This window comes from Silicimonas algicola (assembly GCF_003970735.1).
In the GTDB taxonomy this organism is placed as follows: domain Bacteria; phylum Pseudomonadota; class Alphaproteobacteria; order Rhodobacterales; family Rhodobacteraceae; genus Silicimonas; species Silicimonas algicola.
In genome coordinates this window covers 2297267-2312805 of record NZ_CP034588.1, presented here as the reverse complement: position 1 = coordinate 2312805, position 15539 = coordinate 2297267, and the positions used below count along the sequence as shown (strand labels likewise).

Annotated in this window: 16 protein-coding genes; 2 read left to right on the top strand and 14 right to left on the bottom strand. The window is 67.2% G+C overall.

Annotated elements, in window-relative coordinates; translation table 11 throughout:
* From EF888_RS11485 to lptF, 3 genes are read right to left on the bottom strand one after another with little or no spacing between them, the layout of a single operon-like run.
* Entirely contained in the window at positions 1–2109 is a 2109-nt protein-coding gene (locus EF888_RS11485; RefSeq protein WP_109758459.1) for an LPS-assembly protein LptD, read from the bottom strand.
* On the bottom strand, positions 2106–3203 hold the full coding sequence (lptG, locus tag EF888_RS11480) for an LPS export ABC transporter permease LptG (protein ID WP_109758460.1): 1098 nt from the start codon (positions 3201–3203) through the stop codon (positions 2106–2108). Before lptG ends, EF888_RS11485 begins: the two co-directional genes overlap by 4 nt.
* A complete protein-coding gene (lptF, locus tag EF888_RS11475) occupies positions 3200–4324 on the bottom strand; it encodes an LPS export ABC transporter permease LptF (protein ID WP_109758461.1) in 1125 nt (374 codons plus the stop codon). Before lptF ends, lptG begins: the two co-directional genes overlap by 4 nt.
* A gap of 137 nt (positions 4325–4461) precedes the next feature.
* On the opposite strand from lptF, the gene EF888_RS11470 reads away from it, so the two are divergent.
* Both EF888_RS11470 and EF888_RS11465 read left to right on the top strand, forming a co-directional pair.
* On the top strand, positions 4462–5979 hold the full coding sequence (locus EF888_RS11470; RefSeq protein WP_109758462.1) for a leucyl aminopeptidase: 1518 nt from the start codon (positions 4462–4464) through the stop codon (positions 5977–5979).
* Positions 5979–6434: a DNA polymerase III subunit chi gene (locus EF888_RS11465; RefSeq protein WP_109758463.1), complete on the top strand. Its 456-nt coding sequence runs from the start codon at positions 5979–5981 to the stop codon at positions 6432–6434. The genes EF888_RS11470 and EF888_RS11465 overlap by 1 nt, the downstream gene beginning before the upstream one ends.
* Here EF888_RS11465 and EF888_RS11460 read toward each other — a convergent pair.
* The 11 genes from EF888_RS11460 to EF888_RS11415 form a co-directional block, all read right to left on the bottom strand.
* A complete protein-coding gene (locus EF888_RS11460; protein WP_109758464.1) occupies positions 6431–7012 on the bottom strand; it encodes a retropepsin-like aspartic protease family protein in 582 nt (193 codons plus the stop codon). The two genes, EF888_RS11465 and EF888_RS11460, sit on opposite strands and share 4 nt — an antisense overlap.
* Positions 7013–7050: 38 nt before the next feature.
* Entirely contained in the window at positions 7051–7176 is a 126-nt protein-coding gene (locus EF888_RS22465) for a hypothetical protein (RefSeq protein ID WP_277601020.1), read from the bottom strand.
* A gap of 84 nt (positions 7177–7260) precedes the next feature.
* Complete coding sequence (locus tag EF888_RS11455) at positions 7261–7878, bottom strand: TetR/AcrR family transcriptional regulator (RefSeq protein WP_109758465.1); 618 nt, start codon at positions 7876–7878, stop codon at positions 7261–7263.
* Complete coding sequence (ppk2, locus tag EF888_RS11450) at positions 7871–8737, bottom strand: polyphosphate kinase 2 (RefSeq protein ID WP_109758466.1); 867 nt, start codon at positions 8735–8737, stop codon at positions 7871–7873. The genes EF888_RS11455 and ppk2 overlap by 8 nt, the downstream gene beginning before the upstream one ends.
* Before the next feature lie 42 nt (positions 8738–8779).
* Positions 8780–9742: an alpha/beta fold hydrolase gene (locus tag EF888_RS11445; RefSeq protein WP_109758467.1), complete on the bottom strand. Its 963-nt coding sequence runs from the start codon at positions 9740–9742 to the stop codon at positions 8780–8782.
* 20 nt (positions 9743–9762) lie between these two features.
* Positions 9763–10701 (bottom strand): homoserine O-acetyltransferase MetA, encoded by a 939-nt coding sequence (gene metA / locus EF888_RS11440; RefSeq protein WP_109758468.1) that lies wholly within the window; start codon positions 10699–10701, stop codon positions 9763–9765.
* A 112-nt stretch (positions 10702–10813) separates the two neighbouring features.
* Positions 10814–11671: an ATPase gene (locus EF888_RS11435; protein WP_109758469.1), complete on the bottom strand. Its 858-nt coding sequence runs from the start codon at positions 11669–11671 to the stop codon at positions 10814–10816.
* 69 nt (positions 11672–11740) lie between these two features.
* A complete protein-coding gene (locus tag EF888_RS11430; RefSeq protein WP_109758470.1) occupies positions 11741–12655 on the bottom strand; it encodes a DMT family transporter in 915 nt (304 codons plus the stop codon).
* 103 nt (positions 12656–12758) lie between these two features.
* Positions 12759–13859, bottom strand: a complete 1101-nt coding sequence (locus EF888_RS11425) for an OmpP1/FadL family transporter (protein WP_109758471.1) — start codon at positions 13857–13859, stop codon at positions 12759–12761.
* 115 nt (positions 13860–13974) lie between these two features.
* The gene (locus EF888_RS11420) at positions 13975–14841 is read right to left on the bottom strand and encodes a DMT family transporter (protein ID WP_109758472.1); all 867 of its coding nucleotides are present in this window, start codon (positions 14839–14841) and stop codon (positions 13975–13977) included.
* Positions 14838–15467, bottom strand: a complete 630-nt coding sequence (locus EF888_RS11415; RefSeq protein ID WP_164721671.1) for a YdcF family protein — start codon at positions 15465–15467, stop codon at positions 14838–14840. Before EF888_RS11415 ends, EF888_RS11420 begins: the two co-directional genes overlap by 4 nt.
* Positions 15468–15539 lie beyond the last annotated feature (72 nt).

Sequence of the window (15539 nt, the reverse complement as noted above, 5' to 3'; positions counted from 1 at the left end):
CTATCCTCCGCAACTCTGCCGCGCCACACGCTCGGCGTCCGAGCCGCCGACACCCAGAAGCGAGACCCTGAACCCGAACTCGGTCGTCGGATCGACACTAGTCGAGCTGGCGTAGCGACGCGAGATGGAAAGCGCGAGGCGCGCGCATTCGTTGGTGTATTCGATGCCGAGACCCGCCCGGGCCGTTCGGTCGCCGGTGAAATCGTAGCGCCAGTCGGCGCTGGCGGTCCAGCGGTCGGTCAGGTCGTAGGCGCCCTCGAAGGTCCATTCCGACAGTCGGGCGTCGCGGCCCTCGGCCGGTTCGGGCGGGGCGAAGACATAGCTCGAGCCAAGCATGAAACGGTCGGTGTCCCAGTCGATGCGGCTTTCGGTCAGCGTCACCTCCGAGGTGTCGCTCAGAAGCGCACGCGACGCCAGCGTCAGCTCGTCGCCCACACCCAGATGCCCGGCGACCAGCCATTCCGAGCGGTCTCCCGACAGGCCGAGCGCGTTGCCATAGCCGAGGTCGCCGTCGAGGCTCGCCACGCGCCCGATGGCGAGGTCGACGCGCCAGCCGTTCGCGTCCCGCCGCCGCCATGTGGCGCCCGCCGCGACCCTCACGCCATCCTCGACGCCGTCGACGCCCGGATAGCGCGAGAACGAAAAGAGGTTGCCCTCGTCGAATTCGATGACGCGGCTGTCCTCGAGCGGGACCGAGGTTCCTCCGGTCTCCGAGACGTCGATGCGCACTATTGGCTCCAGCACTTCGGTCACGCCGCCGGCCATGCCGCGCGAGAGGGGCCAGCGCAATTCGGCCGCGGCGCGCGGCACGACCCGGGTCGCGGTCGTGGGATAGGTGCTGTCCTGCCCGATGGTGTAGGCGTCCGCGCGCAGGCCAAGCTCGGCGCGCGTGACGAGGCCGGGTCCGACGATCCAGTCCTTCGACCAGTCGATGCCCGCGCCGACACGCCCTACGTCGCGTCCGTCTCCATCGACCGATGACGGCCGGCGAAGGGATGCGCTGTTGACGTTGATGACGGTGCGGCCGCCGAACGACAGCGCCGGCACCTCGCGGCTGTAGGCCAGTTCGAGATACTGGTCCGGCAGCGTGTCGCGGATCGCGATCTCGCTGTCGCGCAGGGTGCGGTATTCGGTGAGAGAGGCGCCGAAGATGTCCTTCTCGCGCACGCGCGACAGCCGGATTTCGTTCGTCAGCCGGTCCTGGTCGGAATAGTCGTAGGTGAAGAGATAGCCGGGATCCGAGACGAATTCGACCTGCGCCTCCAGAAGAAAGCCCTTGGGCAGCCGGTGGCGCACATCGGCAAAGAGATAGCTGCGTGTCCCGTCGATATCGTCGTCCGTGAACGCGCCCAATGCCCTTATGTCGCCGCGCGAGGTCTCTTGCCGGTAACCGAACTCGAGAGTGGTGGTCGCCGACGACAGATAAGGCGTCACCGTCACGTCCGCATGCGGTCCGAGGACGACGAAGTAAGGCACCTTGATGCCGGCCGCTAGCTCGGACGAGGTCTTGAACTCGGGGATCAGCACCCCAGTCGCGCGGTCGAGCGAGGGATCGGGCAGACGCAGGCGCGGCAGATAGATGATCGGCACCCCCGCCACGCGGAATTGCGCGTTCTCGAAGTAGAGTTGCCGCTCGATCTGGTCGTGCGTCACACGCGCGGCGCGGATCTCCCACAGCGGCACCGGACGGTTGAAGCAGACCTCGCAGGACGAGGCCACGACGCGGTCGAGCCGGGTATAGCGATCGCCGACCCGCGCGATCTCGTTCGCCGCGATCTGAAGCTGCTGGTCCAGCACCATGCGCGCCGAGATCAGCACGCCGTTCCGTAGGTCGCGGTCGAGCTGGGCCTCGGACGCAAGGAATATCGTGCCACCGGGGTCGGTGACCCGGATCGGACCCGAAATGGTCAGCGTGTCGCCCGTGCGGTCATAGCTGACCTCACCGGCCGACAGGCGCACGCCCTCGAAGAAGACCTGCACGTTTCCGCTTGCGGTGACGCGGCCCGCCGGATCGACGTCGATCCGGTCGGCGACGAGGGACGCGAGGTCCTGCGCCGCCGCGCCGAACGGCAGCAACAGGAGACCGAGCAGGAAGGCGAAGCGGATCATCCGTCCTCCAGGTGCAGAAGAAGCCCGAGCGGCAGAAGAAGGGCGGCCACAGGCGGACCCCAGGCGGCGAGGATGACGGGGATCTGCCCGTTTTCGCCAAGGATCGCCGCGAAGTTGCGGATGAAATAGAGGCCGAACCCAAGCGCCAGTGCCATCAGAACCATCATCCCGGTCCGCCCCATGCGCGTGTGCCGCATCGTGAACCCCGCACCGACCAGGACCATCGCGGCGAGAAGGATCGGCAGGGCAAGCTCCATGTGGAAGAAGGTGCGGTGGACGCGGGCCGAGAAGCCAGCCGCTTCGAGCCTCCGGATAAAGCCCGGAAGCTCCCAGATCGGGACCGCGGACGGCGTGCCGAAGCTGTCCAGGATCTGGTTCCGGGTCAGGTTCGACGCCAGCGACATCCGCTCGCTCTCGAAGCTGTCGACCTCGGGTATGGCGGCCTCGGTGTCGAAGCGCCATTCCTTCGCGCCGGTGATCTGCCAGGCGCCGGGCTGAAGCTCGGCGCTTTCGGCCTCGATCCGGTAGGTCGGGCTGCCCTCGCGGTCGTAGCCGAGGAAGGTGACGCCGAACAGCTCGGTGCCGTCGAGGTTGGCGCGGTCGGCCCGGATCACCGTCTGGCCATCGCGCGATCCCTGCCGCAGCCACAGTCCCTTGTCGCTGACCGACAGCGTCGCGGCCTCGCCGGAGAGGCGCTGCGACAGGGTCTCGTACTGCTGCTGCGTGGCGGCGACGATCGGGTTGAAGACCGCGACGGCGAAGATGCCGATGAGGACGGACAGAAGAAGCGGCGCCATCAGGCTGACCAGCGCCGACCGCCCGGACGCGCGGGTGACGACCAGTTCGGACGACCTCGCGAGGCCGAGAAACAGCGCCAGAGTGGCGAGGATCATAAGCAGGGGCAGGATCCGATAGATCGAATCCGGCACGCTGAGAACCGACAGCACCAGAAGCGTGCCGAACCCCGCCTCGGACCCGCCGAAGCGTCGGACCTGCTCGATCAGCGCGATCAGAAGGAGGACGGCGAAGAAGATCGCGAGGACGCTCAGGAACGTCTTGAGGAAACGGCGGGCGAAATAGAAGTGCAGCGTCATGCCCGCACCCGCCTTAGCCGCAGTAGCGTCGGTCGCGCGGCCAGAAGGAGAAGGCCCCAGGCCATGAACAAGCCCAGCAAGGGCCCCGCATAGGCAAACGGCCACATCCTTTCGTCGCCCTGGACCGCGCCCTGACCGGCCTGCGTGACCATCTGCACGATGATCAGCGCGAAGATCGCGCCGAGGATCTGCCGCCGGACCCCAAAGCGCGAGAAGCCCCCGACAAGGAGGGCGGAGAACCCGATCAGGGGGGCCACGAGCCCGTTCAGTGCATTCGAGAACCGCTCGTGCGCCTCGGCGATCAGGGTCGCGCGGGACGAGCGCGTCAGCTCCTGCGTCTCGGGCGTGGCGGCGAGAAGTGCGAGCGTCGACAACTCGGCCGGCCGGCGCCGGTCGCCGCTGATCCCTTCGACGAGGCCCTCCAGGTCGAAGGCGAAGTCGTCGAAGCGCGTCACCGACAGCCGCCGCGACGCCTCGTCATAGACCTGCGCCATGCCGTCGATCATCACGAGGCTCGGCGCATCCTCGCCCCGGATCAGAAGCGCCTCGCGCGCCGTATAGGTCACGGTCCTCCCTTCGGTCCGCGAGTCCGACAGGAAGATGTTCGACAGCGACCCGAGGGGCGTGATCTCGCGGATATAGAAGGTCACGCCGTCCGCCGGGTGAAGGAAACGCCCTTCGGACAGAAGCCGGGCGGTCATATTCTCGGATATTTCGGCGGTCCGCTCGGTCAGCCGCGCCGTCGAGATAGGAACGAGAAGATGCGCCAGGATCGACGAAAGCACGAAGATGATGACGCCGAAGACGATCACCGGGCGCACCAGCCTCCAGGGCGAGAAGCCTGTGGCCTGCACGACGACAAGCTCGCTTTCGGTGATGAGCCGGTTGATGGCATAGACCGTGCCCGCGAAGGCCGCGATCGGCAGGACCACCCGGATCACGTTCGGCAGGGTCAGCGCGCTGAATTCGAGGAAGACCGCCGCCGACTGTCCATTCGCAATGAGCTGGTCGAACAGCACGACGGCGCGATTGACCCAGTACACCAGCACAAGGACAAGAGCGAAGAACCCGAACAGCATCAGGAGCTGCGCCAGGATGTATCTGTCGAATCGTCCGCCCATGCCGCCCGTTTGGTCTTCTTTGTTCGCGACCCTAGACGATCGCGGGGCCCTGGTAAAACCGCTAGACGCGGCATCGGCGCTGGTCAGCCCGGAAAAGGGCGTCTAGCAATGGGGCTCCACCCCAGTCCGAGGATTCCATGACCGACCTGCCGCAGCTCGATTTCACCGACGCCGACCTCGACCGCATCGCGGACACCGAAGGGCGCATCGTCGTTTTCGTCCCCGAGGACGGGACGCTCGACAAGTTCGGGCGGCGGATCGACAAGCTGACGCGCGGCGCTCTGAAGCGCTTCGCCGAGAGCGAGGCTTTCGGCAAGATGAAGGACGGCAGCGCGCATCTCATGTCCTGGCCTTCCGGCCTCGCTGCCGAAGCGGTGCAGGTGATCCGGCTCGACCGCAAGACAAAGGGCGAGGCCGCGCGGAAGGCAGGCGCCGCCATTGGCGCGGCTCTCGGTCCCAAGGGCGCGCTCGTCCTTGGCGGCGGGCTTCGTGGTCTGGACGACGTCGTCCTCGCGGCGCTTTTGCGGTGCTACGCCTTCGACGCCTACCTGTCGAAGAAGGCTGACGCGCACGGAACTCTGACGGTCATGGGCGCTTCCGAGGCTGCACAGGACAGCGCGCGCGCTCAGGCCGCGCTGGCCGAGGGCGTCTATTTCACACGGGATCTCGTCAACGAACCCTCGAACATCCTGACCACCACAGAATTCGCCGAGAGGCTGAAGGGCCTGGCGAAGCTCGGCGTGAAGGTCGAAGTGCTGGAGGAGGCGGATCTCGACAAGCTCGGGATGCGGACGCTTTTGGCCGTGGGGCAGGGGTCCGAAAGTCCTTCGAAGGTCGTCGTGATGACGTGGAGCGGCGGCGGCGACGAAAAGCCCCTCGCCCTTGTCGGCAAGGGCGTCGTCTTCGACTCGGGCGGCATCTCGATCAAGCCCGCTGTCGGCATGGAGGACATGACGATGGACATGGGCGGCGCAGGCACCGTCGCCGGCGTCATGCGGGCGCTGGCGCTGCGCAAGGCCCGCGCTAACGTGGTGGCCATCGTGGGCCTCGTCGAGAACATGCCCGACGGCAAGGCACAGCGGCCGGGCGACGTGGTCGTCTCGATGAAGGGCGACACGGTCGAGGTCGTGAACACCGACGCCGAGGGCCGCCTCGTTCTCTGCGACATCATGTGGTACGTGCAGGACCGTTTCGAACCCACCGCGATGATCGACCTCGCCACGCTGACGGGTGCTGTCATCATCGCGCTCGGGCACGAGATGGCGGGCGTCTATTCCAACGACGACGCGCTGGCGAAAGCCTTCCTCAACGCAGCCGAAGCCGAGGGCGAGGGCGCCTGGCGGATGCCTTTGGGCAAAGGCTACGACGAGCAGATCAAGAGCCGCGTGGCCGACATGAAAAACACCGGCGGCCGGCCGGCGGGTTCGATCACGGCCGCGCAGTTCCTCGCCCGCTTCGTCAAGGACGGCACTCCCTGGATCCACCTCGATATCGCGGGTGTGGCGAGCCTCAAGACATCGACGACGCTCGCGCCCAAGGGCGCCACCGGCTGGGGCGTCCTGGCGCTCGACCGGCTCGTCCGCGACCGCTACGAGCCGAAGCCGGAACCGCAGCCCGAGCCCGCCCCCGAGGAGACCGACGGCGCGGAGGAGTGATGGGGCAGGCTTATTTCTATCACCTGACCGAGCGCCCGCTGGAATCGACCCTCCCGGTCCTGCTGGCGAAGGCGCTCGAGCAGGGCTGGCGGGTCGAGGTCCGGGGCCGCGAGCGCGAGGCGATGGATAGGCTCGACCGACAGCTTTGGGCGGTCGAGGGCTTTCTGCCCCACGGGCTCGATGGCGGGCCGCATGACGCCGACCAGCCCGTTCTCCTGACGGTGGCGCCAGCGTCCGACCGTCGATCCTGCGTGATGAGCGTCGGCGGCGCGGACGTCGCGCCGGACGAGGTGAAGGGGGCCGAGAGGGTCTGCATCCTCTTTGAAGGTGCCGACGCCGCCGCCGTCCAGACGGCACGCGCCCAGTGGCGCACCCTGACCGAGGCGGGCGTTGCGGCATACTATTGGGCCGAGGACAGCGGACGCTGGATCAAGAAGGCCGAAAGCGGCACCTAGGGTTCGAGGATCAACGCGCCGTTAGCGATCTCGATGCGCCCGAAGCGGCGCAGAAAGCTCATCCCCATCAGGCTGTCCGACATCTCGCCGCCGTTGACCGAGACGCGCACCCGGTCGAAGGACAAGGGTCCGATGGCGATCTCATCGAGCACGGCAGAGGCGGTGCTGACCACCCCGTTCGCGGTGCGCGCCGAGCCCACGAAGGCAAGATTCTCGACTGCCAGGCCCGCGCGTCGCGCGTCTTCCAGCGTCAGGACCATGTCCGACGCGCCGGTATCGACGAGAAAGCGGATCGGCGTTCCGTTCACCTCCGCCGTCAGGTGGTAATGGCCGGAGGGCCCCTGCGGCACCGCGATCCGCGCGCCGTCCTCGAGGACCGCCTGCCGCGGCGCGATCTCCTGCCGGACATCCTGCCACAAGCCGTAACCCGCGATGGCGCCCACGAAGATCAGCACCCAGGCCAGCGCCATCCGCAGCGTGCTGCCCAGGTTCTGGCGGTTCTCGGCCAGAAGCCAGCCGATCACGGCCGCGCCGAGAATGACGAGGTAGAGAAGCCTTGGAAAATCGAAGTCGTCCATACGGCTCAGATATGCACGCCCGTCGCGCCCCGAAAGGGTCAGCGACGCGGCGTTTCCGACCGCACGGGGACGTGCACCCGCTTCGGCCGGGCCTTGGCCGCAAGCGCGAGGCCAAGAGCCAGAAGGCCGCCGAGGAGGCCGAGGGGGAGGAAACTGTCAGTCATCTGATCGTCCTTTCCGTCATCGGTGAAGCTGTCGCGAGAACCGGGCCGAATTGCGGCGAAGTCCCGCAGCGCTTTTGCATGGCGTCACGTATCCTTCTCGATCAACCCGAGACCTCTCAGATAGATACCGATCCCGGTTTCGAGAAGATCCTCGGGCGGAAACGGCGACCTTGTCCCGGGCGAACCGCGCGCGAACAGTTCGACCACCCCGTGGGACATAGCCCAGATATGCGCCGAGAACATCTGCGGCGGCGGTCTTCTTTCAACAGGGATCTGTTCGGCCAGTGTCCGGGCGGCGCGCTCGAGCACGCCATGCGCGCGGGCCGCGACCTCGGCGAGCTCGGGCGTCCGGTTCACGGGAATGCCCGACTCGAACATCGCGACGTAGTGCCCCGGATACCGCCGCGCGAAGGCCAGATAGGCGCGCCCCGTCGCCTCGAACGCGGCCAGCGAGGACGGCTGGCCCGTCTCGTAGGCATAGTCCATCAGGTCGGCGAAGATCTCGAACCCCTGTCGCGCGGCCTCGGCGATCAGGTCCTCGCGGCCCTCGAAGTGGCGGTAGACGGCCGCAGGCGTGACACCCGCCTGCTTCGCCGCCTCGGACAGAGTGAAGCCCGTCGGGCCCTTCTCCTCGATCAGTTCGAGCGCGGCATCGACCAGCGCCTGCCGGAGGTTGCCGTGGTGGTAGCCCTGCTTAGGCATTCCAGATGTCCGGCCCACCCGCAATCTTCGGGTCGGGCACCTCGATCCGGCCCTTCCCGGCATAGTCGATGTCGCGCAGCACGGTTCGGATCGCGGCGAGGCGTGCGCGTTCCTTGTCGTCGGACCGCACCACGGTCCAGGGGGCATAATCGCTGTGCGTCCGCTCCAGCGTTTCGCGGATCGCATCGGAATAGGCGTCCCACTTCTTCAATCCCTCGACGTCGATCCAGGACACCTTCCACTGCTTCAGGGGATCGGCCTCGCGTTGCAGGAACCGCTTGAGCTGCTCGGCCCGTCCGACATTCAGCCAGAGCTTGACGAGGTGAATGCCCTCGTCGACCAGCATCCGTTCGAAATCAGGGACTTGCGCGAAGAACTTCTCGCGCTCTTTTGGCGTGCAGAAACCGAAGACATGCTCGACGACGCCGCGGTTGTACCACGAGCGGTCGAAGATCACGATCTCGCCCGCCGTCGGCATCTCCTCGATGTAACGCTGGAAGTACCATTGGCCGGCTTCCGTCTCGGTCGGCTTCGACAGGGCCACGATGCGCACGACGCGTGGGTTCATGTTCTCCCGGAACCGCTTGATCGTGCCGCCTTTTCCGGCAGCGTCCCGGCCCTCGAAGACGACGACCATGCGCTTGCCCGTCTCCTTCACATCGGCCTGGAGCCGGACGAGTTCGAGCTGGAGCGCCTCCATCTCCCTGTCGTAGTCTTTGCTCTTGATCTCTTCGTCGTAGGGATAGTCGTCCGAGAGGATGTCGTCCTTGTCCGCGGTCTCGATCGCCTCGCGGACCTCGGCGGGCGCCTCCTCGCGGAAATAGCGGGAGATCTCGCCGTCGAAAGGGAGGGTGGTCATGTGATGCGCTTTCACTTTTCGCCACCTTAGCAGGCGGTCGGGTCAGCGCAATCCGACGCGGGCGGCCACCCGGTCGATGGCTTGCACCACGGCGTCGGGGTCCGTGTGATGCGGCGCGTGCCCCTCGCCGTCGAGGAGGGTGAGGCTGACATCCGGCAGGATCCGCGACAGCGGGATCGCATGGACATCGGCGGGGACGGTGTCGTCTTCTACCCCGTGGACCAGCTCGACCGGCACCTCGATGCGGCCGTAATCGGCGCTTTGCTCGACGATCTGGGGCCTCAACTCCCGCACCTGCCGCGCGCTGGCGCTGAAGTGCCCGGTGCGCGTCGCCAGCGACACGCCCGCGCCCTGGACATAGCCGGAGGGTGTCGGACGGGGCGCGAAGATGCCCGCGACCGAGGCGTCCAGACGGTCCGGACCCCACAAGGCCGAGACGAGAGGCGCACCAAGCGCGCCACCCAGGGGCGACCCGAAAAAGCGGTAATAGAGCCTGAGCGGTCCCGGCCACGGCATGGCCACGCCGGAGACGATGACAAGTCCCGAGACGTCACGCTCGAGAGCCCAGGCCATCGCGACCGCTCCGCCGTAGGAATGGCCGAGGACGATCGGCCGGTCGGCGCCAAGCTGCGCGACCGCGTCGGCAAGCTGCCGCGCCTGCTCGCGGGGCGTGGCGGCGCGACCGCCGAAGGCGCTGATTGGGAGGAGGGGTTCGCTGTAGCCCAGTCCCGGGCGGTCGACGGCGAATACGCGGTAGCGGTCGGTCAGCCGGTCCATGAAACGGAAGGTGAAATCGCGCGAATTCCCGCCCGCGCCGTGGATCAGGACAAGGTCCGGCCCCTTGCCCTTGACGACGACATGCACGTCGCGCCCGTTCACCGTCACGAAGCTCCCCTGCGGGGGGAACCGCGCCTCGCTCCGTGCCTCGTTCAGGTCGGCCTTCCGGTCGATCCACAGCCCGAAGCCGATGAGGACGGCGAGGGCGACAAGGCCGGTCGTCAGCACCCTCCCGACCCTCCGCCCGCTCAGCGCCGCAGGTCTGTCGAGGAGCGCCCGATGAGCCGCGTGTCGAAGGGCGTCGTCAGGTAGATCTCGTTGATCCAGTTGCCGTAGAGCAGATGCGCATGGCTGCGCCAGCGGTTCAGCGGCGGCTGCGAGGGGTCGTCGCCGGGATAGTAGTTGTCGGGCACGTTGATCGGCGTGCCGTTCGCCACGTCGCGGTCGTACTCCTCCTTCAGCGTGCCGGAGTCGTATTCGAGGTGGTTGATGATGTAGGTCGCCCGGTGCGCCGGATCGTCGACGAGGCAGGGGCCCGTGACCTCGGAGGTCAGAAGCGTCGTCAGCCCGGGAGCCGCGTCGATGTCCTCCTGCCGCATCTCGGTCCAGCGGGACACGGGCATCACGAAATCGTCCGAGAAGCCGCGCAGAAGCGGATGCGTCGCCGCCAGGTTGCGGTGCCGGAAGCAGCCGAAGGCCTTGTGCGGCAGCATGTGCTTCTCGACCCCGTGGAAATGCCAGGCCATCGCCATGCCGCCCCAGCAGACGCCGAAGGTCGAATGCACGTTGGTCTGGGTCCAGTCCATCACCTCGGTCAGCTCGTCCCAGTAGGTGACCTGCTCGAAGGGCAGGTGTTCGATCGGCGCGCCCGTGATGACGAGGCCGTCGAAGGTCTCGTGCTTCACCTCCTGGAACGGGCGATAGAAGGCCTCCATGTGCTCGGCCGCCGTGTTCTTTGTCTCGTGCTCGGACATGCGGATGAGGCGGAAATCGATCTGCAGAGGCGTCGCGCCGATCAGCCGGGCGAACTGGTTCTCGGTCTGGATCTTCTTCGGCATCAGGTTCAGAAGACCGATCTTCAGCGGCCGGATGTCCTGATGCTGCGCCAGCTCCTCGTCCATCACCATGACGCCTTCGCGCGAAAGCACGTCGTAGGCGGGCAGGGTCGAGGGCAGCTTGATAGGCATCTGGGGTCTCCGGTCCGGAGGATAGCGATACCCGGAAGGGGCAGAGGCCTCAAGCCTCTGGCCGATCCGCGCCCGTCGGGCGTGGTTTGCGTATTTCCGGCAAGATGAAGCGTCAGGCCGGAAAGGCGCGGGCGACGAGGTCGACGAAGTCGGCTTCGGTCTCGATCCGCGCCACATCGTCGGCCTTGAGTGTCAGGCCCCAATTGTCTGCGATGGCGCGATAGCGTGGCTGGCGGTGCGCCAGCGCGCGGGCGTAGGTCCAGCGCACGAAGGCGTCGGGGTCGACGGCCTCGAGCGCGAGGCCGGTCTCGGCGAGATAGGCCGCCCAGGCCGCGTCGAGGAACTCGCGCTGGTAGCACATCGGCTTCGGCGCCCGGTCGAAACGGCGGACAAGCTCCTGCGTGTGGGCGTCCGAGCCTTCGATCCAGATCATCAGGAGCGTGTCAGACAGCGCGGACAGGACCGGGTCGGCGGGATCGGAGGGATCGACGATCTCGCAGACAGAGCCGGACGTGTCGCAGACGAAATGGTCGTAGCCGTAAAGCTCGCCCGCCCTGCGGATGAAATGCGCGGTGTCGAGCATCGCCGCCGTCTCGGCCGCGCGGTGCTGGTCCTGACGGCGGAGGTATTCCTCCCACGGCAGACCGCCCTTCGCGGGATCGCCGGGCTTGCCGAGGTAGGTCGAAAGGGGGGCGAGGTTGTCGAAGGTGATGTTCGAGCCGATGTGGACCGAGTCCGTCATCAGAAGCTCGCGTAGAAGCGGGACCTTCATCGCCTCTCGCTTGAAGTTGTCGGCGATGTGCTCGCCCATGTAGCGGGTGCCGATGCGGTAATCGACCGAGTAGTGGAACCAGTTGCCCGCGTCGCGCAGCATCGACGAGACATGCGTCTTGCCCAGGCCCGACATGCCGAAGAGCATGACGCGCTTTTCGCGCGTCGTCCGCCAGGCCTCGCCGCTGTCGTAGATCATTCCCGCCGACCTGTGTGAACGTCCCGTGTGACCGGCCCGAGGGTTACGGCGCGGGCCGGGGCCGGTCAATCAGGCGCGGCGGGATTTTGTCAGGGCGTGGCCGGCCCGCCCGTCGAGGACGGCGAGACCGAGGGCGATCAGCGCGAAGCCCGCGAAGGCGCGCGGCTCCAGCGCCTCGTCCCTGACCGCCGCGCCGAGGAGGATCGCCACGGGCGGGATCATCAGGGTGACGAGCATCAGCGTGCCCGCGCCGGCTGCGGCAAGGATACGGTAGTAGAGGAGATAGGCCAGTGCCGTCGCGGCAAGGGAAACATAGGCGACGGCGATCCAGGTCTCGGGGCGCAAGTCGAGGGGCAGGGGACCATCGACCATCCAGGCGAGCGGCAGAAGGATCAGCGCCCCGCCCGTCAGCATCCCTGCCGCGCTGAAGAGGGGCGACAATCCCGAGAGTTGGGCCCGTGCCCAGCTTCCGGCGAGGGCATAGCTTACCGTCGCACCGATCACCGCGAGTTGCGCCAGTGACCGCGGGTCGAAGGCGGAAAGTGCTGCGGGACCAATGGCCGTCACCACGCCCCCGAAACCGATAAGGACGCCCGCAAGCCGCGCCGGTGTCAGCCGTTCGTCCGCAAACACCGCCGCCGCGACGAGGACGCCCCAAAGCGCCGTTGCGGCATTCAGGATCGCGGTCAGGCCGGTCTCGATATAGAGCTGGCCCCAGGCGAGAAGGGTGAAGGGAATGGCGTTGTTGAGGCAGCCCATGACCAGAAGCGCGCCCCAGACGCGCGCGTCGCGCGGCAGGGGCAGGCGGCGCGCCAGCACCACCGCCCAAAGCGCAAGGGCGCCCCACAGCACCCGGTGCGCCACGACGGAAGGTACCCCGATTTCGTCGAGCGCCACGCGCACCGAAAGGAACGAGCCGCCCCAGATCAGGGCGAGGAGGGAGAGCCTGCCCCAGGTCGCGGCGGTGATGTCGGTCTGTGCCATGCGCCGCGATCTATCGCGCGGCAGACAAGCAGGCGACCCGGAACCTGCGAAATGAAGACGGCCCCCGCGAGGAGGGCCGTCCGATGATCGCGCCGCGACCCGATCAGAAGGTGTAGCCGACCTTCAGGCCCGCGCCCCAGGCAGTGTTGTCGTCGAAGATGCCGCCGACCGCACCGCCCACGTTGGTGCGCGCGTCACCGACGTCGACGTAGCTGACGCCGCCAGTTAGCTTCATGTTGCCGCGCGTGTAGGTGGCGCCGAGCGTCGCGCCGAGCTGGCCGTCCGTTGGCCCGAGGTTGCCCGTCAGGCTGCCTGTGTGGTCCTCGTAGCTGACCGAGGCCGCGACCGACCAGACGTCGCTGAGGCGGCGTCCGACACCAAGCGTGAATGTCGTCCGGTCGTCGGCATAGCTGACCAGCGGCGCACCGACGAGAGCGCCGGTATAGATCGCGGGCGCGATGGCGAATTCGGTCCAGTCGACCCACTTGACCGAGCCGAAGACCAGCGTGTCCTCGGCAACGCCCGACTGGAACTCGAGGTGCAGCGACTGCGGCGCCGTGATCTCGGTCGTCGACGGACCGGAGCCGGCCAGCGAGGTCTCCTCGGTGTCGAGCGAATGCTCGATCTCGGAGTTGTAGGTCAGCGAGACGCGCAGGGCCAACTCGGGCTTTTCATAGGCGACGCCGGCGAGCCAACCGAAGGCCAGGTCGCGGTCGCCCACCACGGAGTAGTCGGCAACGAAGGGTACGGTCGCCTCGGCCGACAGGGTCTGGCCGCGCACGCCCGCATAGAGGCTGACGTTCGACGGCATGTTGTACTGGATGATCCCGGTCAGCGCGTTGGTGTCGAGCGTCGCCGTGGAGCCTTGCGCGAAATAGCCGGTTCCGGTCGGGTAGGCCACGTCGGCGCCGTAGGGCTGGTTGAAGATCACCGCATAGGACCATGTGTCGTTCAGGTCCGCCTTGTAGGCCGCGCCGAACGAGAAGTAGCTCTCGGTCATGTCGCCCGAGGACGCGCCCGGCGTGGGCGAGGTGGGGCTTCCGACACCCGAGACGTCAGGGCTTCCGAAGGTGCCCCCGAACTCCAGATAGCGCCCCTGCTCGAACAGCACGGCGACGGATTGGTTGTTGCGCTCGACGCCGGCCGCAAAGGCCGGGACGGCGGTGACGACGATCAGGGCCGTCGTGCTCGCAAGGTGTTTCATGATCCTCCTCCCGGTCTTCATTGAAACCTCGGGTTGATATTCGGAAGGATAGTAGGCCGCGGTCAATTCTTGACGATGCGTCAGCCTAAGGGCGTAACGCAGCGTCACGAATTCCCTACCGCCGTGTCTGCGCAAACAGGTTGAACCAGTTGCCCGTGAAGATCATCAGCGCGCCGAGAAGGACCCAGAGGTCCAGCGCCTCGCCGTAGAAGAGGGCGCCCACGATGGCGATGGCGGGCAGGCGCACGAAGTCCATCGGCGTCACCACGATGGCGGGCGCCACGGCAAGCGCGTTCGTCACGCAGGTATGCGCCAGAAGGCCGGCGCAGCCGATCAGGATGACGAGAGGCCAGGACGACGCCCGCGGCCAAGCCACGTCGCCGTCCCATCCGACCGCGACGATGCCCATGACCGCCTGCATGACGGTCAGCCAGAAGAGGACGCCGAGGATCGTCTCGCTCCGCGTCAGCATCCGCGTCGTCACGATGGACCCGGCAAAACAGATCGCCGAAGCCGCGGCGAAGGCGAGGCCAAGCGCATCTCCTCCGACGCCCGGTCGCGCGACCAGAAGCGCTCCCGCAAAGCCCAGAAGCACGGCGAGGCCGCGCGACCGCGTCAGGCTTTCGCCCGCGAAGAGGACGGCGAAGACCACGACCCAGATGGGCGAGGTGAACTCGAGCGCGAAGACCTGCGCCAGCGTGATGAGCGGCAGGGCCGAAAACCACAGGTTCTGGCCGGTGAAGTGGGCGAGGTTGCGCAGGAGGTGAAGCCGCAGGCGGTCGAAGCGCACCTCGCGCAGCTTGCCCGTCGCGGTCCCCACGGCAAGCACGATGAAGAGCCCGATGAACGACCGGTACATCATCATCTCGAAGCTGTCCAACTCGCCCGAGAGTTGCCGCCCGGCGACGGCCATCGACGAGAACGACACGACCGCGCCGCTCATCCAGGCCGCTGCCACCAGCGGCCGTGAGGAGTCGGTCATTCGAGGTACTTGATGTAGCTTTCGCGCGGCACGTTCGCCGCTTCGGACGCGCTCGCCGCCGCGGCGCGAAGGGCGTTCCAGGGCCATTTCACCGCTTCCCACAGAAGACCCTCGGTGATGGCGAAGCCGCCCTCGGGGTCTGCGGCGACGTTGCGCACGTCCTCGAAGCCCGCCCAGCGGAACGAGGCGTTCGCGCGCGGCAGGTGATAGCGGTTCGTGACGAGAAGGATGGGCCGGTCATGCGCCAGCCGTTCGATGTCTGCGGTGAAAAGCGCGTTCTGCAACGTCGAGAGCGAGGCGTCCTCGACGACCATGGCGTCCTGCGGGACACCGGCTGCCAAGGCCACCGTCTCCATCGCGCGCGCCACGGGCGGTGTGCCGCCCCCCGTCAGGACCAGAAGCGGCGCCTTGCCGGCCCCGTAGAGCTCGATGCCCTTGGCGAGCCGTGCCTCGCTTTCGGGCGAGAGGGCGGTGCCGGCCTCATCCATGCCATGACCGAGGACGACGATGGCCTGCCCCTCGGGCGTCTCGGGCGCATGGTACATCGCCACGTAGAGCCCCGTCCCGATAAGCGCCAGCCACATCGCCAGCACCGCGATCGAGAAAATCCATCGAATCAAGCCCATGTCGTCATCCCGCACTGCCCCTGACGCCATTCTGGCCGATAATGGCCGTTCGGCCCACAGGATTCCTCCGAC

What these genes read in the sequence shown, in the direction of transcription:
- EF888_RS11430 (WP_109758470.1), bottom strand. Translation starts at nt 12,655, where the DNA reads ATGGCACAGACCGACATCACCGCCGCGACCTGGGGCAGGCTCTCCCTC.
- EF888_RS11470 (WP_109758462.1), top strand. Translation starts at nt 4,462, where the DNA reads ATGACCGACCTGCCGCAGCTCGATTTCACCGACGCCGACCTCGACCGC.
- EF888_RS11425 (WP_109758471.1), bottom strand. Translation starts at nt 13,859, where the DNA reads ATGAAACACCTTGCGAGCACGACGGCCCTGATCGTCGTCACCGCCGTC.
- lptF (WP_109758461.1), bottom strand. Translation starts at nt 4,324, where the DNA reads ATGGGCGGACGATTCGACAGATACATCCTGGCGCAGCTCCTGATGCTG.
- EF888_RS22465 (WP_277601020.1), bottom strand. Translation starts at nt 7,176, where the DNA reads ATGACTGACAGTTTCCTCCCCCTCGGCCTCCTCGGCGGCCTTCTGGCT.
- lptG (WP_109758460.1), bottom strand. Translation starts at nt 3,203, where the DNA reads ATGACGCTGCACTTCTATTTCGCCCGCCGTTTCCTCAAGACGTTCCTG.
- EF888_RS11435 (WP_109758469.1), bottom strand. Translation starts at nt 11,671, where the DNA reads ATGATCTACGACAGCGGCGAGGCCTGGCGGACGACGCGCGAAAAGCGC.
- EF888_RS11465 (WP_109758463.1), top strand. Translation starts at nt 5,979, where the DNA reads ATGGGGCAGGCTTATTTCTATCACCTGACCGAGCGCCCGCTGGAATCG.
- EF888_RS11415 (WP_164721671.1), bottom strand. Translation starts at nt 15,467, where the DNA reads ATGGGCTTGATTCGATGGATTTTCTCGATCGCGGTGCTGGCGATGTGG.
- EF888_RS11455 (WP_109758465.1), bottom strand. Translation starts at nt 7,878, where the DNA reads ATGCCTAAGCAGGGCTACCACCACGGCAACCTCCGGCAGGCGCTGGTC.
- EF888_RS11460 (WP_109758464.1), bottom strand. Translation starts at nt 7,012, where the DNA reads ATGGACGACTTCGATTTTCCAAGGCTTCTCTACCTCGTCATTCTCGGC.
- ppk2 (WP_109758466.1), bottom strand. Translation starts at nt 8,737, where the DNA reads ATGACCACCCTCCCTTTCGACGGCGAGATCTCCCGCTATTTCCGCGAG.
- metA (WP_109758468.1), bottom strand. Translation starts at nt 10,701, where the DNA reads ATGCCTATCAAGCTGCCCTCGACCCTGCCCGCCTACGACGTGCTTTCG.
- EF888_RS11420 (WP_109758472.1), bottom strand. Translation starts at nt 14,841, where the DNA reads ATGACCGACTCCTCACGGCCGCTGGTGGCAGCGGCCTGGATGAGCGGC.
- EF888_RS11485 (WP_109758459.1), bottom strand. Translation starts at nt 2,109, where the DNA reads ATGATCCGCTTCGCCTTCCTGCTCGGTCTCCTGTTGCTGCCGTTCGGC.